The 20607-nt window shown below is 35.3% G+C and carries 21 protein-coding genes; 6 read left to right on the forward strand and 15 right to left on the reverse strand.

Features of this window, described 5'->3' with window-relative positions; translation table 11 throughout:
* Positions 1-38: 38 nt before the first annotated feature.
* Positions 39-1547: an ATP-binding protein gene (locus ACSBPO_RS04375; protein WP_442598863.1), complete on the reverse strand. Its 1509-nt coding sequence runs from the start codon at positions 1545-1547 to the stop codon at positions 39-41.
* A 252-nt stretch (positions 1548-1799) separates the two neighbouring features.
* Between ACSBPO_RS04375 and ACSBPO_RS04380 the strand changes: the two genes are divergently transcribed.
* From ACSBPO_RS04380 to ACSBPO_RS04390, 3 genes are read left to right on the forward strand one after another with little or no spacing between them, the layout of a single operon-like run.
* On the forward strand, positions 1800-2282 hold the full coding sequence (locus ACSBPO_RS04380) for a DUF2975 domain-containing protein (RefSeq protein WP_442598864.1): 483 nt from the start codon (positions 1800-1802) through the stop codon (positions 2280-2282).
* Positions 2283-2293: 11 nt separating this feature from the next.
* Positions 2294-2509, forward strand: a complete 216-nt coding sequence (locus ACSBPO_RS04385; protein WP_442598865.1) for a helix-turn-helix domain-containing protein — start codon at positions 2294-2296, stop codon at positions 2507-2509.
* Positions 2510-2557: 48 nt separating this feature from the next.
* A complete protein-coding gene (locus ACSBPO_RS04390) occupies positions 2558-3805 on the forward strand; it encodes a DUF4153 domain-containing protein (RefSeq protein WP_442598866.1) in 1248 nt (415 codons plus the stop codon).
* Positions 3806-3877: 72 nt separating this feature from the next.
* Here ACSBPO_RS04390 and ACSBPO_RS04395 read toward each other — a convergent pair whose 3' ends face one another.
* From ACSBPO_RS04395 to ACSBPO_RS04415, 5 genes are all read right to left on the reverse strand, one after another.
* Positions 3878-4744, reverse strand: coding sequence for an aminoglycoside phosphotransferase family protein (locus ACSBPO_RS04395; protein ID WP_442598867.1), 867 nt, complete (start codon positions 4742-4744; stop codon positions 3878-3880).
* Positions 4745-4764: 20 nt separating this feature from the next.
* On the reverse strand, positions 4765-6030 hold the full coding sequence (locus tag ACSBPO_RS04400) for an ATP-binding protein (protein ID WP_442598868.1): 1266 nt from the start codon (positions 6028-6030) through the stop codon (positions 4765-4767).
* Positions 6031-6155: 125 nt separating this feature from the next.
* Positions 6156-6608, reverse strand: a complete 453-nt coding sequence (locus ACSBPO_RS04405; protein ID WP_442598869.1) for a GtrA family protein — start codon at positions 6606-6608, stop codon at positions 6156-6158.
* Complete coding sequence (locus ACSBPO_RS04410) at positions 6571-7599, reverse strand: glycosyltransferase family 2 protein (protein WP_442598870.1); 1029 nt, start codon at positions 7597-7599, stop codon at positions 6571-6573. Before ACSBPO_RS04410 ends, ACSBPO_RS04405 begins: the two co-directional genes overlap by 38 nt.
* 38 nt (positions 7600-7637) lie before the next feature.
* Entirely contained in the window at positions 7638-9308 is a 1671-nt protein-coding gene (locus tag ACSBPO_RS04415; protein WP_442598871.1) for a DUF6044 family protein, read from the reverse strand.
* 233 nt (positions 9309-9541) lie between these two features.
* Between ACSBPO_RS04415 and galU the strand changes: the two genes are divergently transcribed.
* Both galU and ACSBPO_RS04425 read left to right on the forward strand, forming a co-directional pair.
* Positions 9542-10405, forward strand: a complete 864-nt coding sequence (gene galU / locus ACSBPO_RS04420; RefSeq protein ID WP_442598872.1) for a UTP--glucose-1-phosphate uridylyltransferase GalU — start codon at positions 9542-9544, stop codon at positions 10403-10405.
* A 98-nt stretch (positions 10406-10503) separates the two neighbouring features.
* Positions 10504-11109 carry an exonuclease domain-containing protein gene (locus tag ACSBPO_RS04425; RefSeq protein ID WP_442598873.1) on the forward strand — a complete coding sequence of 202 codons (606 nt, stop codon included), beginning with the start codon at positions 10504-10506 and terminating at the stop codon, positions 11107-11109.
* 36 nt (positions 11110-11145) lie between these two features.
* On the opposite strand, the gene ACSBPO_RS04430 is transcribed toward ACSBPO_RS04425, so the two are convergent.
* The 7 genes from ACSBPO_RS04430 to ACSBPO_RS04460 all read right to left on the reverse strand — a co-directional run bounded on the left by ACSBPO_RS04430 (position 11146) and on the right by ACSBPO_RS04460 (position 17375).
* A complete protein-coding gene (locus ACSBPO_RS04430) occupies positions 11146-11307 on the reverse strand; it encodes a hypothetical protein (RefSeq protein WP_442598874.1) in 162 nt (53 codons plus the stop codon).
* Position 11308: 1 nt separating this feature from the next.
* Complete coding sequence (locus ACSBPO_RS04435; protein WP_442598875.1) at positions 11309-12559, reverse strand: Ger(x)C family spore germination protein; 1251 nt, start codon at positions 12557-12559, stop codon at positions 11309-11311.
* Positions 12540-13643 carry a GerAB/ArcD/ProY family transporter gene (locus ACSBPO_RS04440; RefSeq protein WP_442598876.1) on the reverse strand — a complete coding sequence of 368 codons (1104 nt, stop codon included), beginning with the start codon at positions 13641-13643 and terminating at the stop codon, positions 12540-12542. Before ACSBPO_RS04440 ends, ACSBPO_RS04435 begins: the two co-directional genes overlap by 20 nt.
* On the reverse strand, positions 13640-15187 hold the full coding sequence (locus tag ACSBPO_RS04445) for a spore germination protein (protein ID WP_442598877.1): 1548 nt from the start codon (positions 15185-15187) through the stop codon (positions 13640-13642). Before ACSBPO_RS04445 ends, ACSBPO_RS04440 begins: the two co-directional genes overlap by 4 nt.
* A gap of 97 nt (positions 15188-15284) precedes the next feature.
* Positions 15285-15995: a cytoplasmic protein gene (locus tag ACSBPO_RS04450; protein WP_442598878.1), complete on the reverse strand. Its 711-nt coding sequence runs from the start codon at positions 15993-15995 to the stop codon at positions 15285-15287.
* Between the two features lie 21 nt (positions 15996-16016).
* Positions 16017-16739 carry a polymer-forming cytoskeletal protein gene (locus ACSBPO_RS04455; protein ID WP_442598879.1) on the reverse strand — a complete coding sequence of 241 codons (723 nt, stop codon included), beginning with the start codon at positions 16737-16739 and terminating at the stop codon, positions 16017-16019.
* Between the two features lie 12 nt (positions 16740-16751).
* On the reverse strand, positions 16752-17375 hold the full coding sequence (locus tag ACSBPO_RS04460; RefSeq protein ID WP_442598880.1) for a YhbD family protein: 624 nt from the start codon (positions 17373-17375) through the stop codon (positions 16752-16754).
* A 167-nt stretch (positions 17376-17542) separates the two neighbouring features.
* On the opposite strand from ACSBPO_RS04460, the gene ACSBPO_RS04465 reads away from it, so the two are divergent.
* A complete protein-coding gene (locus ACSBPO_RS04465) occupies positions 17543-19357 on the forward strand; it encodes a bifunctional metallophosphatase/5'-nucleotidase (protein WP_442598881.1) in 1815 nt (604 codons plus the stop codon).
* A 51-nt stretch (positions 19358-19408) separates the two neighbouring features.
* Here the strand turns inward: ACSBPO_RS04465 and ACSBPO_RS04470 are convergent, their stop codons facing one another.
* Complete coding sequence (locus ACSBPO_RS04470) at positions 19409-19873, reverse strand: OsmC family protein (protein WP_442598882.1); 465 nt, start codon at positions 19871-19873, stop codon at positions 19409-19411.
* A 37-nt stretch (positions 19874-19910) separates the two neighbouring features.
* A complete protein-coding gene (gene trhA / locus ACSBPO_RS04475; RefSeq protein WP_442598883.1) occupies positions 19911-20558 on the reverse strand; it encodes a PAQR family membrane homeostasis protein TrhA in 648 nt (215 codons plus the stop codon).
* Positions 20559-20607: the final 49 nt, after the last annotated feature.

The following is a 20607-nucleotide window of genomic DNA, read 5'->3' on the forward strand; positions in this document are numbered from 1 at the left end:
TACATCTATTTGCCCTTGATTAAAAAAAACAGTAAATCTCAGTCTTTAGAAAGAGGCAAGGTAATTTCCACCTGTGTTCCTTCGTTCAATTTGCTGGTTAAAGTGATGTTGCCACCAAGGGTATCGATGATACGTTTACAAACAGTTAAACCTAATCCTGAACCATCTTTTTTCATCGTGAAAAATGGTTTGAATACTTGGTTAATCGTATCATTTGGCATTCCGTCGCCTGTATCAGTAACTTTAATAACGCAAGTTTCATCCCACTTTTCCAAAGAAATCGTAAGCTTTCCACCATTAGGCATAGCTTGTAAGGAGTTTTTCGATAAATTTAAAATAACCTGTTTTAAATGGTCCTTTACACACGAAATAGAAAGCTCGAAAGGAGAATAATGAACAGACAGCTGTACATTCATAAAATTCGCCTCCGAATAAAGAATGGGCTCTATTTCAGCAATAATATCATTGGCATTACAGGTTTTTAATGTTTGAACGGAAGGTTTTCCAAGCACTAATAATTCACTAACAATGGTATTGATTCTATCAAGTTCTGTCTGGATGACATCAAAATAGTATTTCATTTTTGAATCATGATTGTCTTCATTCATTAATTTGATTAAACCTTTTATTCCCGTTAAAGGGTTTCGTATTTCATGGGCTGTACTTGCAGCAAGATTGCCAATGAGCTCGAGTTTTTGTAATTCTGCAAGTTCTTTTTCCTTTTTTACTTTCCGTCTTAAAAGTATATATTTCATTAATAAAAAAATAATATTTGTTATCGTAAGAAAGATAACTAGATCCTGAATAAAGGAATTTCGAAAGACCATTTCATCATCGGAGTGTATAAAGGCAGTGATTGTCCATGGTATTTCCGTAATTTTTTGGCTTGATTTAATATAATTATTTTGTGGCTCAATGAGTCCAGCTTTCATTAATGGTTGTCCAACTTGATTCGTTACCACAATTTTTTCTTCCTTAAGTAGGCTTCTAATATTCTCCTCAATTTTATCTAATCGTAGGCTAGCAAGTAGAACACCATTAACCTGACCTCGAATGACGATAGGCGAAGCAATTGTCACGATATATCGACCTGTGACTCTCCCGATATGTGCATCAGATATCGCTGTGTTCTTTGTTTTTAAAGCTTGCTGAAAATAGTCACGATCGCTTACATTGACGATTTTGTCGGTAGGGTTTGTACTAATAACCAAATCACCATTAGGATTAGCCCAATAGAAGCCCGAAAAACGAGGATCTTTTCCATGTGTTTCAATGAGAATACTCTTAATTTCATCTAGATTGTTATGCTGGATTTTAATAGACGTTGCCAGCATTTCTAAGCTACCGATGGTTTCACCAAGAAAATTTTCAATCGTCATTGAATGAAAATTGGCATACCATTGCGCTCTATCCTTATAAGTATCCCTCCAATCATTTACTTGCTTGTGCGCGATAAAATAACTAATGATCAGAGAAGGAATTAACGTCACACTTATATAAATTAAAAGGTACTTAAACATGTGCTTATATTCACGTTTTAATGCCAAAAGGAATCTGCTCCTTAAAAACGAATAATCATTCATTAGAATTATTTTCCGTTAAACTTGTTGTCTAGTCAATAGATGACAAAATAACCGTTGGTTTAACGTTTAGGCATTTCTTTACATAAGAAATGTTTTTTATTATTACTAAATTAAAACCTAACAATAAAATTATTATTAAATTTAATAAAAATTTATTGAGAAACAATAAAATATATATTAGAATCAAAATCAGAATAAATAAGTGAGGTGCTTTTTATGGAAAAAGTAACAACGTTGTTTTTAAAAATAGCTGTTATTCTTTTAGGAATCCCCGTTCTTGCTCTGTGCATCTTTTTGGTGCCTGAGTTGGCACATCTATCAACAAAATTGCTTCCAGAGTTTTCATTAATAAAATATCTTGTTTTCATCGTTTTTGATGCATCAGCGATACCTTTTTACTTTGCTTTGTTTCAGGCTTTCAAACTCTTACGCTATATTGACAAAAATAATGCGTTCTCCGATTTATCTGTAAAAGCTTTAAAGAAAATCAAATACTGTGCAATCACCATCAGTATTTTGCATGTGCTGGTTTGGCCACTCTTTTATCTCTTTGCGGAAGTAGATGACGCACCAGGAGTTATCTTGGTCGGATTGGTTGTTCCTTTTGCATCGATGGTTATTGCAGTCTTTGCGGCTGTCCTGCAAAAACTATTACAAGAAGCAATTGCTATAAAATCTGAAAATGATTTAACAGTCTGAGGTGAATAACAATGGCAATTATAATCAATATTGATGTAATGTTAGCAAAAAGAAAAATGAGCGTAACAGAACTTTCGGAGAAGGTTGGAATCACAATGGCGAATCTTTCTATATTGAAAAATGGGAAGGCAAAAGCGATTCGATTATCCACTTTAGAAGCCATTTGTAAGGCTTTAGAATGTCAGCCAGGTGATATTTTAGAATACAAGAGTGACGAAGACCGTTAAACATTGTGGAAGAAATGTAGTCTAACAAATATTAGGGGAGGTATGACTATGGACATTAACAATCTTATTATTGAAAATATTGCTAATCCCCATGAACTGGAGAAAATGTACAGAAAAGACCCGAAAGCTTTTAAAAAGTCATTCTTACACGCGTGGGAACAAAATCCTGATTCTCAGGTTCTTGGCTTTTGGTATGAAAGATTGCATTTCAAGGAGACGGCTAATACAGAAAAAACCTCCTTGCTTCAAAAAGGTTTCTTAGTCATGGGCATTCTAGCTATTCTGGCCGGGATAAGCACCAGGATCATTTTCCATTTTGTTGAACAAGAAGCCATTGCTCCCATTAATCTGGTTTTTGGTATCATTCCCTTTATCGCTGCCTATTTTGTTTTCAATAATACTCCGAAAAAAAGTGTTATTTATTCTCTAGCAGTGTTGTTTCTAATTTCCGGGTTTTATCTTAATATGCTGCCTTTAAATTATAAGGACAGTATGATCCTTGCTTATATACACCTTCCTATATTCTTATGGGTATTGTTAGGGTTGGCATTTACAGGAAATGAATATTCAAAAGGCAGTACAAGATTAGCCTATATTAAATTTAATTTGGAATATGGTATTCTCTACGCCAGCATGGCAGTTAGCGGAATGGTGCTGGCAGCATTAACCATGCGGTTATTTAGCTTTGTCGGCTTGAATATAGAAGACTTTTATTTTAGTAATGTCGTTTTATTTGGTGCTGCCGCTCTCGCGATTGTGGCTGCATACCTGGTCTCAATGAATCTTAAGCTTGCTAAGAACATTACACCCTATATAGCTAAAATTTTTAGTCCTCTTGTCCTGGTCACGTTGTTGGTCTATCTTGTAACGGTTATATGGGTCGGAAAAAATCCATTCTTAGACCGCAATTTCTTGATTGCTTTTAACGGTATCCTTCTTGGTGTATTGGCCGTTACGATATTTTCCATTACCGAGAGCGACTCAGACGAGAAAAAGAACATTTCAGATTATATCAATTTTGCCTTAATTGTGCTTGCGCTAATCATTGACAGTGTAGCTTTGTCAGCTATTGTGTTCAGACTTTCTTCTTATGGGATTACACCTAATAGACTTGCTGTTTTAGGAGTAAACATACTTATCTGGGCAAATCTAATTTGGATTATGCTCTCCTATATGCGTTTCCTACAAAACAAATCCGGACCTTCATCTATACAAGATGCTGTTACGAAGTATTTGCCGGTCTATGGACTTTGGGCAGCTTTCGTTACATTTACTTTTCCTATCATTTTTGATTAGAAACGCTATATTAATGTACAGATAGCTACCGAAAGTTATAAAAGCTTGTGATTCCTTTATCACAAGCTTCTCTCAATTAAAAAAATCAAATATATCCGTTTCAAACGTCCATTGCAAACGTCTAACCCATTCCTCTTGTACTTCTTGAGGAGCATTTTTTACTTTATACAGTACCTTCCAAACCTTATAAATACAATATGATTGAAGTTTTTCAGGAGACAAGAAGGCGATGCCATTCCTACTATATTCATTCGTAAACAATGAATTTAGAACATTAGCATAATTAGGATAGTGTAATCTTGTAAACCAACATACCCATGCAATATCTGTTAAAGGGTTAGCCCATTCCGCCCATTCCCAATCAATGACAATTAGTTCTTTAGCATCCGAATATAAAACATTATGTATTCCATAATCACCATGTGTTAAAACCCAGTCTTTTTTTTCATCTTGGAGGGCTTTTATGGTTTCTTTAGATTTTTCTCTTAATGGTTCAGGGACAAAATCTAAATCATAATTCACTTCATATACATTACATTCCCTTATCCCTTTAGCAGAATCACTATACTTAATAGAATGGATGTCTCGCGCAAGTGCAGCGCCTAAGCTTTTATATAATTCTTTTGTCATTTCTAATTCATTATGATCTAAAATAGATTGTCCGTTCCTACCAGCTCGAAACTCCATGACTGTTATCAAATATTCACTCGTTTTAATAAAATCAAAGAATCTTGGTGCTATCCCGGTGTCACGAAGGAGTAGTAGAGCGTTTTTTTCATTTTCTACATCACCATTTAACGAACGAGATAACTTGGCAATCACTAAGGGGTCTGTCCCTTGTAATAAGAACGTTTCATTTGTGTAGCCGCCAGCTAATCGAATAGGGATAAAATCTCCATACTTTTCATTTAAACAATCTTTTACTATTTGTTCACTCAAACAAGAACACTCCTAAATCATCAATTTTTTATATCTTTGCCAGAAAGCATGGGGAAGTTGATCGTTACAGTAGTTCCTTTATCAAGTTCGCTATCATATTCTATTGCCCCGTTCATTTCACGGATAATTTTATTTGTAACCATACTTCCTAGTCCAGTACCTTTTGTTTTAGTTGTATAAAAAGGCAATCCAATATGTTTTAGCTGCTCTTGAGTCATTCCTTTTCCATTGTCCTTGATCTTAATCTCAACCGTATTTTTAAAATAATCTGCTTGAAGGCTGATCAAAACTGTACCTTGCCCTTTTATCGATTCAATTCCGTTTTTGATAACATTCATAAATGCTTGTTTTAAATGCTGCTCATCGCCTCTGATATAATATGGAGCTGTATGTTCAATCTCAATGGTCACATTATAATAGGATGCTAGAGGTCTTAGTAATTGTACACAGTCATTGATAATCTCGTCCAATCTTACATTGACGACTTGAAAGGGTTCAGGCTTAGCTACTTTTAAATAGTTTGTAATGATACTGTTCGTTCGGTCTAGTTCTTCCAGGATTAAAGGGGAGAACTTTTTGAATTGATCATCATTCGTGTCTTTGCTTAAAAATTGGATAAATCCCCGAACGGTTGAAATGGGATTTCTAATTTCGTGAGCAATTGAAGCCGTTAATTGACCAATCGTCGTTAATTTATCCATATAGACCATTTCCTCAAACTGCTTATTAATCCGAACTAAAATATCTATTACGAAAAGTAAGGCCATAAAAGTTAGATAAAAGGCAAAAAAGTAAATCAAATAAAAGGATAAAGCTAAAGATTGGACAGTAAAATAAAGAATGGTTATATAGATGACAAAATAGGATAGAACGATAATGGACCCTTTTAAGAATAATGGTAACGTTCGTTTTGGAATTTTTCGAAAAACGATCCCAACTAAAAAGGCCATAATAGATACCAGTATACCTATTAAAATAAACTTACCGCCAAGAACATATCGGAAAATACATACCACTATTAAAACAATGGCACCAGAGAGCCATCCCCCATATAAAGTAATGATGAGTATGGCAATCATTCTTAAATCAAAAAAAGTTTCACCTAAAGTTTCGATGGGATAAAACATACAAAGAAGAGCACCAAATGCACCGATTAAGCCATAAATGACTTTTTGTTTTTTAGTAAGAGGGATCTTGGATTGAAACGGAAAGAACAAATTTGCATTAAAAGTAAAAGAAAATAAGATCGTGATGTTAACTAATAGTGGTTTTATAAGAGTAATCAAAAAATACCCTCCAGCTAAATAAATTCTAGTAAAAATGACTGCCTTATAAAAAATATCATTTGTACAGTCTATTTTCAAAAGTTATTTACCGATTTAAAAAAAGAAACCTAAAAACACGACTAACATTAAGAAAGTCGTGTTTTCAACACTCCGAAAACAAAGTATTTTTGTCCGCCATAATTTAATAGGGTGTAAAGGAATGAACCTACTAAAATCGATTGTTCCTCCTGACTCATAAAGGTTTGCCAATTTAGGAAAGTCATCCAATTACAAAACCATTCACTTGTCGAAAAGGCTAAAAAATAGCAAAAAAGGATAACAAAAATAAATTTAGGTAATCCTTTTTTCAATGTCACATTACTGCTAAAAGTAAATTTTCGATTTAGCAGATAACTCACAACAGCCCCCATACTATTTCCTATAAAGGTAGAAATCCAATACGTCCATCCAAAGATATGAAAACAGGTAAACATAATGGATAATCCCATTAAAGTGTTGATGACTCCAACGAGTAAAAATCTAGTGAAGGGATGGCTTCGTTTAAGTAAGCTTCCTAATCTCAACGTTAAATAATTCATCTGGTTGGACCTCCGCGTGAATGAGATGACGTGGAACTGGAAGGTTGAATGTATCAATATCGATAAAATATTTTGGTCTGCGTTTCGTTTCTTTGTAAATTTTACCTATGTACTCTCCGATTAAACCAATGGCGATTAGCTGTAAACCCCCTATTAACCAGACAGAGGTAATCAGGGATGTCCAGCCTGTTTCAGTGCTGCCGAAAAACTTTAATCCAACAAAATAAACACCAAAAATGAGACTGATAAAAAACGATAGGAAGCCAATCATTAATACAAAACGAATCGGAGTAATCGAAAAGGATGTGATTCCATCAAAAGCAAAGGAGACCATCTTTTTTAATGGATATTTTGTTTCACCTGCCAAGCGTTCCTTTCGGTCATAATAAACACTAGTAGAGCGGTAACCGATGAGAGGAACAATCCCCCTTAAGAACATATTAGATTCCTCAAATCGTTCTAGCTCAGAAAGGGCACGTTTACTCATTAATCGGAAATCAGCATGGTTATAAATTAGCTCAACTCCCATCTTCTTCATTACCCTATAAAACCATTGAGCGGTACTTCTTTTAAAAAAGGTATCCGTTGATCTGCTTTCTCTAACCCCATACACAACTTCATAACCTTGTTTAAATTTATCTATAAATTTACTGATGACATGGATATCATCCTGAAGATCAGCATCAATCGAAACGACACAGTCAGAGGCATCTTTTACCGCAAATAAACCAGCAAGTAAGGCATTTTGATGGCCAACATTTCGCGAAAGCTTCAATCCTTTAATTAGCTGATTTTGCAAACTCTCTTTATAGATAATGGACCATGTTTGATCTTTACTACCGTCATCCACAAATAAAATCTTACTATTGGCAGAAACAGCCTGATTAGAGATCAGATTTTTTAAAAAATCACTTAATTGTGTAATAGAATCGGGTAAAACATCTTGTTCATTAAAACACGGGACTACAATCGTTAGTATCGGTTCGTTCATGAAAAGTCCTCCTGATGTTTAGTCACTAGTTGAAATGCTTATAGCGCTTTATATAGATAAATTTTCCAAGCAGATGATTTTGACTCAAATACTTTGTCCAAAATGAGGTTGTTATCAGAAGCATTCTCAATCGGAATAGCAGAGAAAATATATTTTCCGCCCATTTCCTTAAAAGGCATTAAATTTAATTCAAGATTCTTTAAGTGCCTTTTGGATTTTTTCTTAAACATATAATGCTTCCCAAGCTCTGCTGTGAAAATGTAACAACGGCCGCCCCAGGTATCAAAATAAGTACGAATGGTTTTGTTTTTGGCTAGTTCTTTTTCGATGATTTGACGAAATTTATATTTGTAGCTTAAAGGATAAAAATTGTTATAGGTATCAAGAGTGTAAAAACCGTTATATTGAGCAATAGCAGGGTGGAGTCCGATGCTTACTACCCGATAATCCTCTTGTGGCAGCCCAATGTGTTCTTTAATTTGTTTAAATTGCTGGACAGCAAAGAATTCTCGAAATGTAGGTTTATTTTGATAAATTATTTCTTCATTTGCTAGGAAGCCAATGGTCACTTGTGCTAAAACTAGTATAGTTGTCCATTTCCGCCAGTTTCGACCTTGTAGCCAAATAATCCGAAGGGCAATGGCAAAAAGAACATAAATAATTAACGGCCTAAGAAAGTGATATCTAGCAAAATTAAAGGTATCTAAAAAATGAAACCTCTCTGTTAAAGGTAGCCATCCTTTGTAAAACCAAAAGGCATACCAAGCTGAAAGGGCGAGATTTAGCCAAAACAAAATGACAAATACTCTTTCCTGCTTCCATATTTTTTTATAGATAACGAAAAAAAGAGCAATGAAGATAACTGGCAAAATGACAGCTGTATGAATCGTTGCTGCATGATGGTGTCCGTAGATAAAGTTTTTCCATGTTAATCGAAGACTCCTCCAAAAGGTAAGCCTGGCATGAAAATATTCATCTCGACTATTGGGTTCATCGTCAAAAAGAAATGAGTAAACCAATCGATATTCAGTCATAAAAAAAATCAATGTCATATAGGCAATGGATAGAAAGAAACGGGGGTTCCATCCTTTTCCACGAATGACATCAACAAGCCAAAATATTCCCATTGCGCTCAAAAAAAAGAAAAAACCAAGAACGATACTTGAATAAAAGGGTAAAAGAGTTAGAACAAAATAGTTTGTCCATGCTTTTTCGCCATTACGAATATTTAGAAAAGCCCAAAGGGCCAGTGGCATACCTAGTGTACTGAGCATTCCAGATGGCCAAAAGGGCGTAAGGGAGAATGCCAGAGAAGTACCAATACGTATAAAGGCATACTCATCTTTTGTTAAGAAGTGTTTTTTAAGAAGAAGGTACATGCCCAAGAATGCTACAACTCGAGTAATGGCTTGACTGATGGCGTAAGCTAACATCGTTGGAAAAAGAGCATAGATCCAAACAATTAAGCTAAATTCAGTTCCAAATGCGTTTCGTGGCAATCCATTTATCACTTGTAGAATAGTGGCATCAATCGGCCCAACTATTTCTCCGCTATTCGTTAAAACTTTATACCAGGCAAGGTTGGAGTCTAAATTATCATGTACTCGAATATGAGCGTCCTCACCTAAGATAAAAAGTGGTGATAGACAAATAGCAATGCCGAGTAAAGCGAAGAATAAAAGTTTTTGCTCCGTGATGTTTTTAAACAAACCCAATCTCTACACCTCTAAAACCCGATTTTCCTTACTTCTTCCTTAAGGTTTGCATTTAAAATACAAACTATCCATTTTTTACAAAGGATCTTTTCTAAAACTTTATTGCTTTTAAAACTATAAAGAATGATTTTACTCGTTGAATGTGAAAGAACTAGGCCAACCTTAAAGCTGCATAAAATAATATAGAGGTAATCTGAATCTGGCTAAAGAGGGAAGAGGGGAAAAGTTTGATTAGAAAAGCGGTTATACCAGCTGCAGGATTAGGTACGCGATTCTTACCGGCAACCAAGGCACAACCAAAGGAAATGCTGCCGATCGTCGATAAGCCTACGATTCAATATATTATTGAGGAAGCGGTTGAATCAGGGATAGAAGATATTATTATTATCACGGGACGTAATAAACGTGCAATTGAAGATCATTTTGATAAGTCTGTCGAACTTGAATTACTTTTAAGAAAAACAGGCAAGGATGTTCTGCATGAAATGGTCCATCGTATCTCTAATATGGTAGATATCCATTACGTTAGACAAAAGGAACCATTAGGTCTTGGTCATGCCGTATTATGTGCTAGAAAATTTATAGGAGATGAGCCTTTTGCTGTCCTTCTTGGTGACGATATCATCGATAGTGAAGTTCCAGCCCTCAAACAAATGCTCATGCAATATCATAAAGTCCATTCAAGCATCCTTGGCTGTAAAGAGGTTCCGTGGTCAGATGTACAGAAATATGGGATTGTCCATTATACTGAACCATTTGACGATATGTTTCGAGTGAAAAAGCTTATTGAAAAACCGAAACCAGAAGTGGCACCTTCCACTCAAGCCATTATCGGAAGGTATATTTTAACTCCTGCAATCTTTGATATTCTCGAAAGTGTCACCCCGGACTCAAATGGAGAAATTCAGCTTACAGAAGCTTTAGATATCTTATTAAACAACGAAAATATTTTCTCTTATATCATTGAAGGAAATCGGTATGATGTAGGGGATAAGTTCGGTTTTTTACAGGCTTCCATTGATTTTGCCATGAAAAGACCTGATCTTAAGGGAAAATTACAAGATTATATGAAAAGATTGATGGAAAAATAACATGGAAATGATTGGAGGCTGCTAGTCAGCTATTTTATCTGGAATTCCCCGCTTAGCTGTTATATGCTTATTTTATTATGGATAAGCGGGGGATCGTGTTGAGTATAAATGAAAAGCTAGGTTTGATGTTGGATGTAGAGACAACTGGCCTTGGACCTGATTCAGATGAAATCATCGAATTAGCCATGAAATTGTTTTCCTATCGGGAAGATACAGGAGAAATTCTTGATATAAAGGAAGAGGATTCCTTTTTAAGAGAACCTATTTCCTCAACAGCGAAGAGGAATTATAGTAGGGCATTCCAAGTGCATGGCATTCCTTATGAAGCAGTTAGTGGAAAGGATTTTCCAGATGTGAAAATAAAAAAATACTTCTACTTGGCAGAGACTGTTTTTGCTCATAATGCATCATTTGACCGTAGTTTTATGTATCGAATGTATCCAGAAATAAATGAGTTAAAATGGTATTGTACTATGAGAAGTATACCGTGGAAACAATATGGCTTTACCAATAGTAAACTTTTAACTCTCTTGCAGGCTCATAACATTACCAAATATCAAACTCATAGAGCAATGGATGATATTACATACTTGATGGAGCTATTAAAGAAAACGGGTCCTAACGGGGAGTCCTATTTAAAAGATGCCTTAAAAAAGGGGCCAATGAGAAAATATCAGCCAGTCACACAATCTAATCTAGGTTAATAGGAAGAAAAACAAAAAGGTGCCAAAAACGGCACCTTATTTATTTAGCACAGTAAAGAATGGTGTCACAACAAGTGCTAAGGCTAAAATAAAAACAGAGATAGAGCCTAGTTTATTTTTTTCTTTCCAGAGCTGTAAAGAGTAGCCTGCGGTGTAAAAAAAGATGAAGATGATTAGCACAATCGTAAAGGCAGTCAAATTAATCCCTCACTTTATTTAGATTAGGCACTTCACCTTGCTTTCCAAATTTCCCAAAATGAACGTCCACTTTTAAATTTACTTTCATATTTGGATAAGATTTCATCCAATCAAATTTTTCATATTCTGGGATGGTTAGGAATTGCTTTCTGGCAATTAATGACCAACCAAAGGGCTCACCTTTAAATTCTTCTTGGGTCTTTTTTATAAAGACTCGCATTTTTTGACTTAACTTTTCTTCAAGAAATTTTCTCAACTGCTCCCTTTTTTGTGAACTTTTTCCAATGTTTGTCATACTGTGGTCAGACAATATTTCAACGGTTAAAGGGACGGTAACATCTATTTCTCCTGGGCCATTTTTAAAATTCATCTTTACTTTGTTATGACTTTTTTTCACAATTCTCGCTGCAATTTGAAATCGCTCATCAAAAGGATCAGGATACGTCGTTAAGATGTCTGAGGTATCTAGTGTATCGTTTAATAAGACGGAAATCCTAGTTTCTTCCCCAGTCAGTTTTGCAATCATCTTTCCTTCTTTAAAAACAGCTGAACCAAGAAATTGTGTTTTATTAGTGATGCCCTTTGTTTTTAATTGGCCAGCCAAAATATCATCCTCTTCTTTAGGTTGCTGTTCTTCATCTTCCTTTCGAGTGGTTCCATATATGGCTAAAAATAAATCGGCATCTGCTTCTGTTATTTTGAAAAATCTATGTAATTCAGATTTGGGGATAATACCTGTTTCAATACCACGTTCGAGTATTAAATTAAAATAGGTTTGGATTCTTGTTTCTAGTTTTGGGTCATTCTCCTCTAAAAAATCTGTAACTTTTTCTTTCGTTATTACAAAATAATTATCTCTGCGAATTTCTCGGTCCTTCGTCGCATCATAAATCCATCTTATAAAATTTTCATCTCTAGCAAGCTCTTCTGATACTAAAAATACCTTTAATAAGTCGTAAGTTATTTCCTTAGCCACTACTGCATTAGCAAGGTTTCTAGAGGTGATTAAATCCGGGGTTTCGAAGCTGATTATTTCATATGGATTTGCGTCAGAACTTCCTCCTGTTGCTAATGTACCGTATTCAGGGTTCACAATAAGGTAGGTAATTTTGAACCGATTTTCCTTTTCCGCTTTATCTAAACCAATCGCATAAACATAGGCCCTTTTTTCCACCTGCTTTTGATCCCAACAACCGCTTATAAGGAGTAAAGGAAGTATCATACATAACGATTTACCTATCACTTTTATCATTTTTGGTTTCTCCTTTTAACTTAGCGATCACCCACAATAATATAGGTAAGAAAAAATAGAAGGGAGTGATAAGGGTAAGCAAATTATCACGTACATGGTAAATCTGAAAGGTTGGAGTTTCAGGTATCATTCCTAAAAAAATAAATAAAGTCGCTAAAGAAGGAATGACATATTCAAAATTTTTGATTTTAAAAAGCCAGCCAAACATCATTCCAGATAGATATAAGTAGAAAGAAAAGCGAACAAAGGCTGATATCAACCAAAAAGGGAAAAAGAAGGTTTCAATATTTGATAAAAAGCCAAGTGATAAGTACCGAATTGTTTCATGGAAAGGGTAGTTCACTAATTTTAATGGTTCATAATCATACAGAATTAAAAAAGATGCAATGGCAACTGGTAATTCAATCGTTAACATAATAAGTGATATCCATGTACCTTTTCGAAAGTACTTAAATGATTTAATATTTGAAGCAATAATCCCTAAGTAAAGAAATTCAGCAAAAAGAGACAATTTCAGTGAACTTTCCTTCAAAATATCCCATTGACCTTGTCCTAGAAAGGGAAATAGATAATCAATATTTCCCTGCTTAAATGATAAAATTAATGCAACGAATAAAGTTATTTTTATATAAAAAATAACCGACCAGGCAACTGAGCCAATTTGTTCTAATCCTTTTTTAGCGCCATATGCACTAACACCCATAAGGATTAGATAAAGGATGAGTGTTGGTGTTTTGGTAAAGTACATTGTTCCAATAATATCAGTATAAATGGCAGAATCAATAATAATGGCAAAGGAACCAATCAGCCATAAAACCAGTACAATCAAGTAACCGATATATTTTCCGCAGAGATGTTTGAACACTTCCATTAAACCTTTATCTGGATATAAAGATAGTACCTTTAATAGAAAATAGATGGGTATAATGGAACTTATCCCAATAATGATAGGGGACATCCAAGCTGCATTATCCATTTTCTCATATAGAATGGCAGGAGTATTATCCGCTAATTTTGTCCCGATTACGAGAGTGACCAATGCTACGTATTCTTTTATTCCAATTTTTCCACCTGATTGATTCATTTTGTGTCTCCCGCTTTTTTCTCGATATCCTTTGGTTTTAAGTATCCTGGTCTAAATCTTTCGTTTTTAATAATTTTTCTAAAAATCGTATCTTGTGAAGATATGTATTTAGGAGTCATTGGAGCTAAATATGGAACACCAAAGGATTTTAAGGAAACAAAATAAAATAGAGCCAATGTAAAGATGGCTGTCATACCATAAATACCAAATACCCCGGCTGAAAATATGATAAAAAATCTACTCAACCTTATAGCAAAATTCATACTGATATCTCCGACTGCAAAAGAGCTTAACCCACCTAAAGCGACAACAATAACCACAATTGGACTTACAATATTAGCCTGTACAGCAGCCTGACCCAGAATAAGGGCTCCCACTATCCCAATCGTTGGTCCAATAGGGTTTGGCACCCTTAAACCAGCTTCTCTAATTAATTCAAACGCTGTTTCCATCATGAGCACTTCTATAAATGAGGGAAAAGGAACCTTTTCTCTATTTGCAGATATCGCTAAGAGAAGGTCAGCAGGGACCATTTCAGCATGAAAATTTGTTATCGCTACATAAATGGCAGATGTAAATAATGTGATAAATAAAGCGAGTATACGAATAAAACGAGTGAAATTGCCATATAAAAAACGAAGATAGCGATCATCGGATGAATGATAAAAAGACCAAAAGGTGGCTGGTAAAATTAACGCACCAGGCGAGTTTTCCATCAGTAATACAATAAAACTATCCTCAATGTAATGAGTAGCACGGTCTGGACGCTCTGTATATAATATCGTTGGGAAAAGAGACCTTGGTCGTTCATCTATCAGTTCTTCCAAGATTGAAAGATTTTGGATGGCATCTATATCAAAACTGTTTACCTTATCTTTCACATTCTGTAAAAGCTCATTGTTCACTAAATCTTTTATATACACAATATATAGCTCATTTTTTGAGCGTTTTGAAATGGTCGTAGATTCTACAACAAGGTTTTCATTTTTGATTTTTTTTCTGATAAGCGAAATATTGGTCATCGCTTTTTCATTAAAAGCTTCTTTTGGGCCTTTAAGAGATACTTCGTTTTCAGGTTTTTCTATACTTCTACCTTGGAAGTTGGCAGCACCAATCAAATATGCTTCTGCTTCACCTTCCACAAAAAGAGCTGCACTTCCTTTGTTAATTTCCTTTAAGATATCCTCTATTTTTTGTAAAATGTTTACAGATTCCGCTGATATAATATTTTCGATCCTAGCTGAAGGGTCGTTATTTTGTTGTAAAGCTTTTATCACGTTATCTTCAATAATTTTGGTATCAATAATGGAACTGATATACAAGATGGCTACTTTTTTCGGAAAACCGCTCATTTTAATCTGACGAATTTTAACATCCGTATTAGTTGGAATGGAATAAAGGAACTGGAATGTTTCAATATTTTTTTCTAAGCTAGAATCAATGATTTGTTCCTTTAAATTGATATCTTTCAATGAAGATTGTTCACTATATTGCTCATCCATTTTCAATTTATCCATTAGCTTATTGATTCTTTTTTTAAACATAGAAACCTCTCTAAATAGCTTTTTCTACATTTTCCCACTATCAGATAAGAATTATGTAAGAAGTAGGCGAAAAAAAGCTAGACGCCAATATAGGCATCTAGCTCATTTGTTTATACTCAGTAACTTTGGAATCAGGGTGAACCTTATAGCTATTTTTGTATTCAACCATTTTAATATCGCAGCCTGAGCCGATTTGAACGTTATTTCCCCGTACAATATCAGCTATTGTATTTTCTAGAAAAATATCATCACCCTCGATCACCTTAACATGTAGAGAACCTTCACCTTTCAAAAATGGAAAGAACGAAAGCTTTTTCTTTACGGTAATTTTATCTCCGCCTATTTCATTGGCAGAACTCTGTCCAAAACGTACATTCACTTCAATAGTCCCAGCATTTAATAATCCTTTAATATCAAAAGCACCTGATGAACGAAATGTTTCGAACTCCGCGTCTCCCTTTACAGAAAGGCTGCCTTTTATATCAGCTTCTTCACCATAAAAACGGTTTCCTACCTCAAGCGTTCCCCATACTTTTGCTTTACCTACATGAGCATAACCATCTACTTCCGTGGTTCCAAAGATTTTCATTTGCTGGCTTTCAAGATTTCCGTGAATCTCGGTTTCACCAAAAATTTCAAATTTATTGGCTTTGCCGTTTTTTAATATATCACTAGAACCAAATGTTTTAAAACTCTCACAATCAAAGTCTGTGGTAATCGTTCCTTCACCACGGATATTAATTTTATGAAAGGATCCTCCACCAGAGCTTCCGGAACCATTAATAACTAGATTTCGTTTTTCTGCCATTTTTCTCCCTCATCCCCGACACTAGATTTGTCTATTTTCTTTTACATAGCCATTTTTTTCTGTTTTAAAGGTATCTTTATATTCCACAAGTGCGATTTCGCAATTTTGACCAATGATAATGTGATTTCCACGAACCACTTGGGCTTTTGTATTTTCTAATGTAATATGATCTCCCTCAATAAGATCGGCCTCTAGTTGTACAGATTTAACTGTTTTTATAAGATTAAGAAGGAAGTTCGATTTTTCCTTTACTTTAATCGTCTGGCCGCCAATTTCCTTAGCTTTCGATTCTCCGTACGTATAAATTTCAATGGTTTCTGCACTTAAAAGTCCTTCAACTTTAAACTGACCTTCTGCCTTAAAGGCTTCAACCTCACAATCGCCATCCACCACAATCTTTCCCTGGACTTTCAGGTCTTCACCTTTTACATTCCCATCGACAGATGTAGTGCCGGAAACGACCATTTTACTCATAAGAACATTACCTTTAATGACTCCTCGACCTTCAACCTTTAAATCAGAAGTATAGACTTTACCATTTATTTTGGCGTTCCCACTAATCTTCACCTTTTCACTCTTTATATCGCCATTAACAGCCCCAGAACCATTACATTCAAAAAGATGGCATTGCAGATCTCCATTGACCGTTCCTTTTCCATTAATACTAACCTGGTCAAATTCACCGCCGCTTGCACTGCCAAAACCATTTATCATCAAATCGCCTAATTTATTATCTGTAACCATTGTTTCTCCTCCTTACAGTAATCTGCTTTTTAATTCTTCTGTGCATGTTGCAATCGATTGAACAACGACGACTCGAGTGCCTTTTTCAAAGTATAAACTTTCTTCATTAGAGACCATTAAACAAGAAGAGATTCCAAGTTTGCGAATAAATAGTAACTGGGTGTGTGTGGATTGCCCTTCTTTGTAATGGTCATTTAGAACTTGCAAGACCATTTTGCCTTCTTCAAGGTTGATTTCTCCAGACTGAAGAAGTTTTTCTAAAATAAAGAGCTCTAAAATACGCTCAAAAGTGAATTCTTGTATGTCTCCATAATGGGTTAAATAAAAGTCGAGAACAGGTTTTGAAACAATGTTACGTTTTAAAAGTTCTTCAGGATTTAATTGGACATCTCCAAGAGAAGGAGAGAACATATCAGCCAATTCATCTAAAGATAGATTTTCTTTCATCGATTGAATTTTTTCAATTCGTTCTAAGATTTTTTCTTTTGGAAAAAAGGTTTCTTGGCCTGTGAATGTTGACTTTCGTATGAACCAGTCCTCAGGAATTAAATTCTTCCGTTTCCATCTATAAAGCTGACCATAAGAAATACCAGTCAAATCTAATAAATCCTTTTTAGAAATTAAATCATTAACCATTTTACGTTCACCTTCCTATGAAAACAATGTAACATAACACTGTTACATTGTAAAGGCGTGGTGGAAAACTTTTTTACAAATTTTAGTGGGGTCTTAGGGACTGAATAATTCTATCTTGTGACACAAAAAATACCAATGTTAGTAATGACTGCAATAGGAGGTAGGTTATGAAATGGTTTTATAAAGTCTTTATTTCTCTAGCTATTTTGAGTTTAATTGGCTGTACAGGGAATCAAGGTGCATCAAAACTTGGTCAAAATAATGGAGATAGTCAGGGACTAAGACGGGTTGGTAATACAGAAGGTGAAATGAATAAGGTTAATCTTTTAAGAACAAATAATGCTCAAAATCAATATGACAACCAAAACCAAACAAATACGTCAATTGATGATCAAGGGTTATCTGAAGAATACCATGGTCATATTTCCAATCGTCCAGAATTAGAATTACGTAAAGAAAAGAAACAGCCACCTGCGGCCAACAACCGTTTTATTCAAGTGCAACTATTGGGAATAAATGATTTACACGGTCAATTAAATGTTACTAGAAAAGTCGCTGGTAAACCTGCCGGACGTGTGGACATTTTAGCAGCTTATTTAAAGCAAAGGGCAGCAGAAAATGCGAATACATTACTTGTACAGGCAGGGGATATGGTAGGGGCAAGTCCACCTGTTTCAGCTCTTTTACAAGATGAGCCTACGATAGAAATCCTTAATAAACTTGGTTTTAAAATTGGAACGGTAGGGAATCACGAATTTGATGAAGGGGTAAAGGAATTACTTCGGTTAATTAACGGGGGAACGCATGAAAAAACAGGGAACTTTGCTGGTGCTAACTTTCCCTGGGTGGTCGCAAATGTAATCGATGAAAAGTCGGGTAAAACAATCTTACCACCTTATAAAGTTTTAAAAGTAAACGGTATGCCAATTGGCTTTATTGGAGTGGTGACAACTGAAACACCAACTGTTGTTGTACCAAGCGGTGTTGCTGGATTGAAGTTTACAGACGAAGTAGAAGCTGTAAACCGTTATGCATCAGAGTTAAAAAAACAAGGTGTGAAATCCATCATAGTATTAGCCCATAACCCAGGAACCTCAGGTGTAAATGGGGAAAATCCAACAGGCGACCTAGTTAGGATTGCAAATGGTGTCGATGATGAAGTAGATATTATTTTTGGTGGTCACAACCATGCTTATATGAATGCAACGTTTGATAAAAAATTAGTGGTACAATCTTATTCGTACGGTACAGCTTTTTCGGATGTTGATATCCAAATCGATCCAAAAACAAAGGATATTGTCTCCAAAAATGCTGAAATTGTCACCACCTTCCAAGAAGGAATGAATCCAGATCCAGAAATTAAACAGATGATTGAAAAATACGAAGCGAAAGTGGAACCTATTGTAAATAGAGTAGTAGGTTCCACTACTTCAAATCTAACTGCTATGCAAAATGCAAATGGCGAATCAGTCATGGGTGATTTAATTGCCGATGCACAAAGGGCGGTGATGAAAACGGATATTGCGCTGATGAATCCTGGAGGCATTCGTGCTGATATCAATCCTGGGGACATTACGTGGGGAGAAATTTACACGGTTCAGCCATTTAATAATGACCTTGTGAAAATGACCATGACAGGTCAGCAAATCCGGGATGTTTTAAATCAGCAATGGAGCACCACAAAAACTAATATGCTTCAAATATCAGGATTTACCTATACATGGGATGCTAACTTACCTATTGGACAAAAAGTATTAAATATTCTCCTTCCAGATGGAACTGCGATAGACCCTAATCAAACCTATACGGTAACGGCTAATGCCTTCCTTGCAGGTGGAGGAGATGGATTCACGGTATTTACTCAAGCACAAAATAAAGTGATAGGACCAGTTGATTTGGATGCGCTGGTGGATTATTTTAAATCACTTCCAAATCCGTTTACTTATCAGTTGGATAATCGTATCCAGAAGGTTCAGTATTAAAACATTTTACTATTATAGAAAGGCAAAAAAGGAGTAGTTTCCATTTAGAAACTACTCCTGCTTATTTTTAAGACTCACTACGATCGTCGCATGTAATTCGACTTCCACATTTCCCTTAATAGCACGGCTAATCATGCAGGATGATTCTGCTTTTCTAGCCAGCTTTTCAGCTAATTGCAAATCCTTTTTCGATGAATCATGTTTAAGAATGATATGCGGACGATGAATAATTTTTTTATACGTAATAACACCTTTTGTTACATCCACGATACCTTCAGACGTCATGGTTAACTGATCCTTTTCTAAACGACTTCTTTCCATCATCGCAGCTAAAGTGATAATATAACAAGTTGCAGCTGCCCCAAGGAGCATTTCATCAGGATTTGTTCCGATACCGGGTCCATCCATCTCAGGTGGTATCGAGACCTTTGTTTTTAAATGGCCTGTTTCAATGTCTCCCACATCATTACGTAATCCTGGCCAATTAGCCTTCAAAAGAAATCTATGCTCTGCCAAATCCGTTCCTCCTATTTTCATGCAGTTCTTCTGTCTATTATATTACATATAAAAAGACAGACAAGAAATGTGCTAAGGTTCCAAGCATAATGAAAATATGAAAGATTTCATGAAAGCCCATATATTTTAATTCTAAAAATTTCGGTTTTGTTCCATAAATGACGCCACCAATTGTATATAAAACGCCTCCAAGAATAAGTAGGAAAAGACCTTGAGGGCTTAAATTTTCTGATAGAGGTGCCGCAAAAAAGATAATTAACCATCCCATTCCAATATAAAGAGAGGTTGATAGCCATCTTGGGCAATGAAACCAAACGAGCTTAAAAATGACACCTGAAACAGCAATTGTCGTTACTAATGAAAATAAAATCCAACCTGTTATCCCTTTTAAGCTTATGAGACAAAAAGGAGTGTAAGTTCCTGCAATTAAGATAAAAATCATGGAATGATCAAGTCTTCTCAAAAAAGCAATCACTTTGTCTCGTGCCATCACCATATGATAGGTGGCCGATGCAGAGTAAAGTAAAATCATACTAAGGCCAAAAATAATAACAGCTGTAATGGCTAGCGGTGAACCAGTCGTCATCGAAGTTTTGATGACCATAGCTAGTAAAGCAATGAAGGATAAAATGGCTCCGACTAAATGGGTGAGTCCATTAATTGGCTCTCGAATATAAGTATTCATATCAACACTCCTTTATGTAGTTTTTAATACTACATATAATGATACATAG

The organism is Neobacillus sp. D3-1R (genome assembly GCF_052180215.1).
Taxonomy (GTDB): domain Bacteria; phylum Bacillota; class Bacilli; order Bacillales; family Cytobacillaceae; genus Pseudoneobacillus.

Bases quoted from the DNA above. Each gene is read 5' to 3' on its own strand.
- ACSBPO_RS04380 (WP_442598864.1), top strand. From the start codon at position 1,800: ATGGAAAAAGTAACAACGTTGTTTTTAAAAATAGCTGTTATTCTTTTA.
- ACSBPO_RS04385 (WP_442598865.1), top strand. From the start codon at position 2,294: ATGGCAATTATAATCAATATTGATGTAATGTTAGCAAAAAGAAAAATG.
- ACSBPO_RS04390 (WP_442598866.1), top strand. From the start codon at position 2,558: ATGGACATTAACAATCTTATTATTGAAAATATTGCTAATCCCCATGAA.
- ACSBPO_RS04405 (WP_442598869.1), bottom strand. From the start codon at position 6,608: ATGAATTATTTAACGTTGAGATTAGGAAGCTTACTTAAACGAAGCCAT.
- ACSBPO_RS04410 (WP_442598870.1), bottom strand. From the start codon at position 7,599: ATGAACGAACCGATACTAACGATTGTAGTCCCGTGTTTTAATGAACAA.
- ACSBPO_RS04435 (WP_442598875.1), bottom strand. From the start codon at position 12,559: ATGATAAAAGTGATAGGTAAATCGTTATGTATGATACTTCCTTTACTC.
- ACSBPO_RS04440 (WP_442598876.1), bottom strand. From the start codon at position 13,643: ATGAATCAATCAGGTGGAAAAATTGGAATAAAAGAATACGTAGCATTG.
- ACSBPO_RS04445 (WP_442598877.1), bottom strand. From the start codon at position 15,187: ATGTTTAAAAAAAGAATCAATAAGCTAATGGATAAATTGAAAATGGAT.
- ACSBPO_RS04450 (WP_442598878.1), bottom strand. From the start codon at position 15,995: ATGGCAGAAAAACGAAATCTAGTTATTAATGGTTCCGGAAGCTCTGGT.
- ACSBPO_RS04455 (WP_442598879.1), bottom strand. From the start codon at position 16,739: ATGGTTACAGATAATAAATTAGGCGATTTGATGATAAATGGTTTTGGC.
- ACSBPO_RS04460 (WP_442598880.1), bottom strand. From the start codon at position 17,375: ATGGTTAATGATTTAATTTCTAAAAAGGATTTATTAGATTTGACTGGT.
- ACSBPO_RS04465 (WP_442598881.1), top strand. From the start codon at position 17,543: ATGAAATGGTTTTATAAAGTCTTTATTTCTCTAGCTATTTTGAGTTTA.
- trhA (WP_442598883.1), bottom strand. From the start codon at position 20,558: ATGAATACTTATATTCGAGAGCCAATTAATGGACTCACCCATTTAGTC.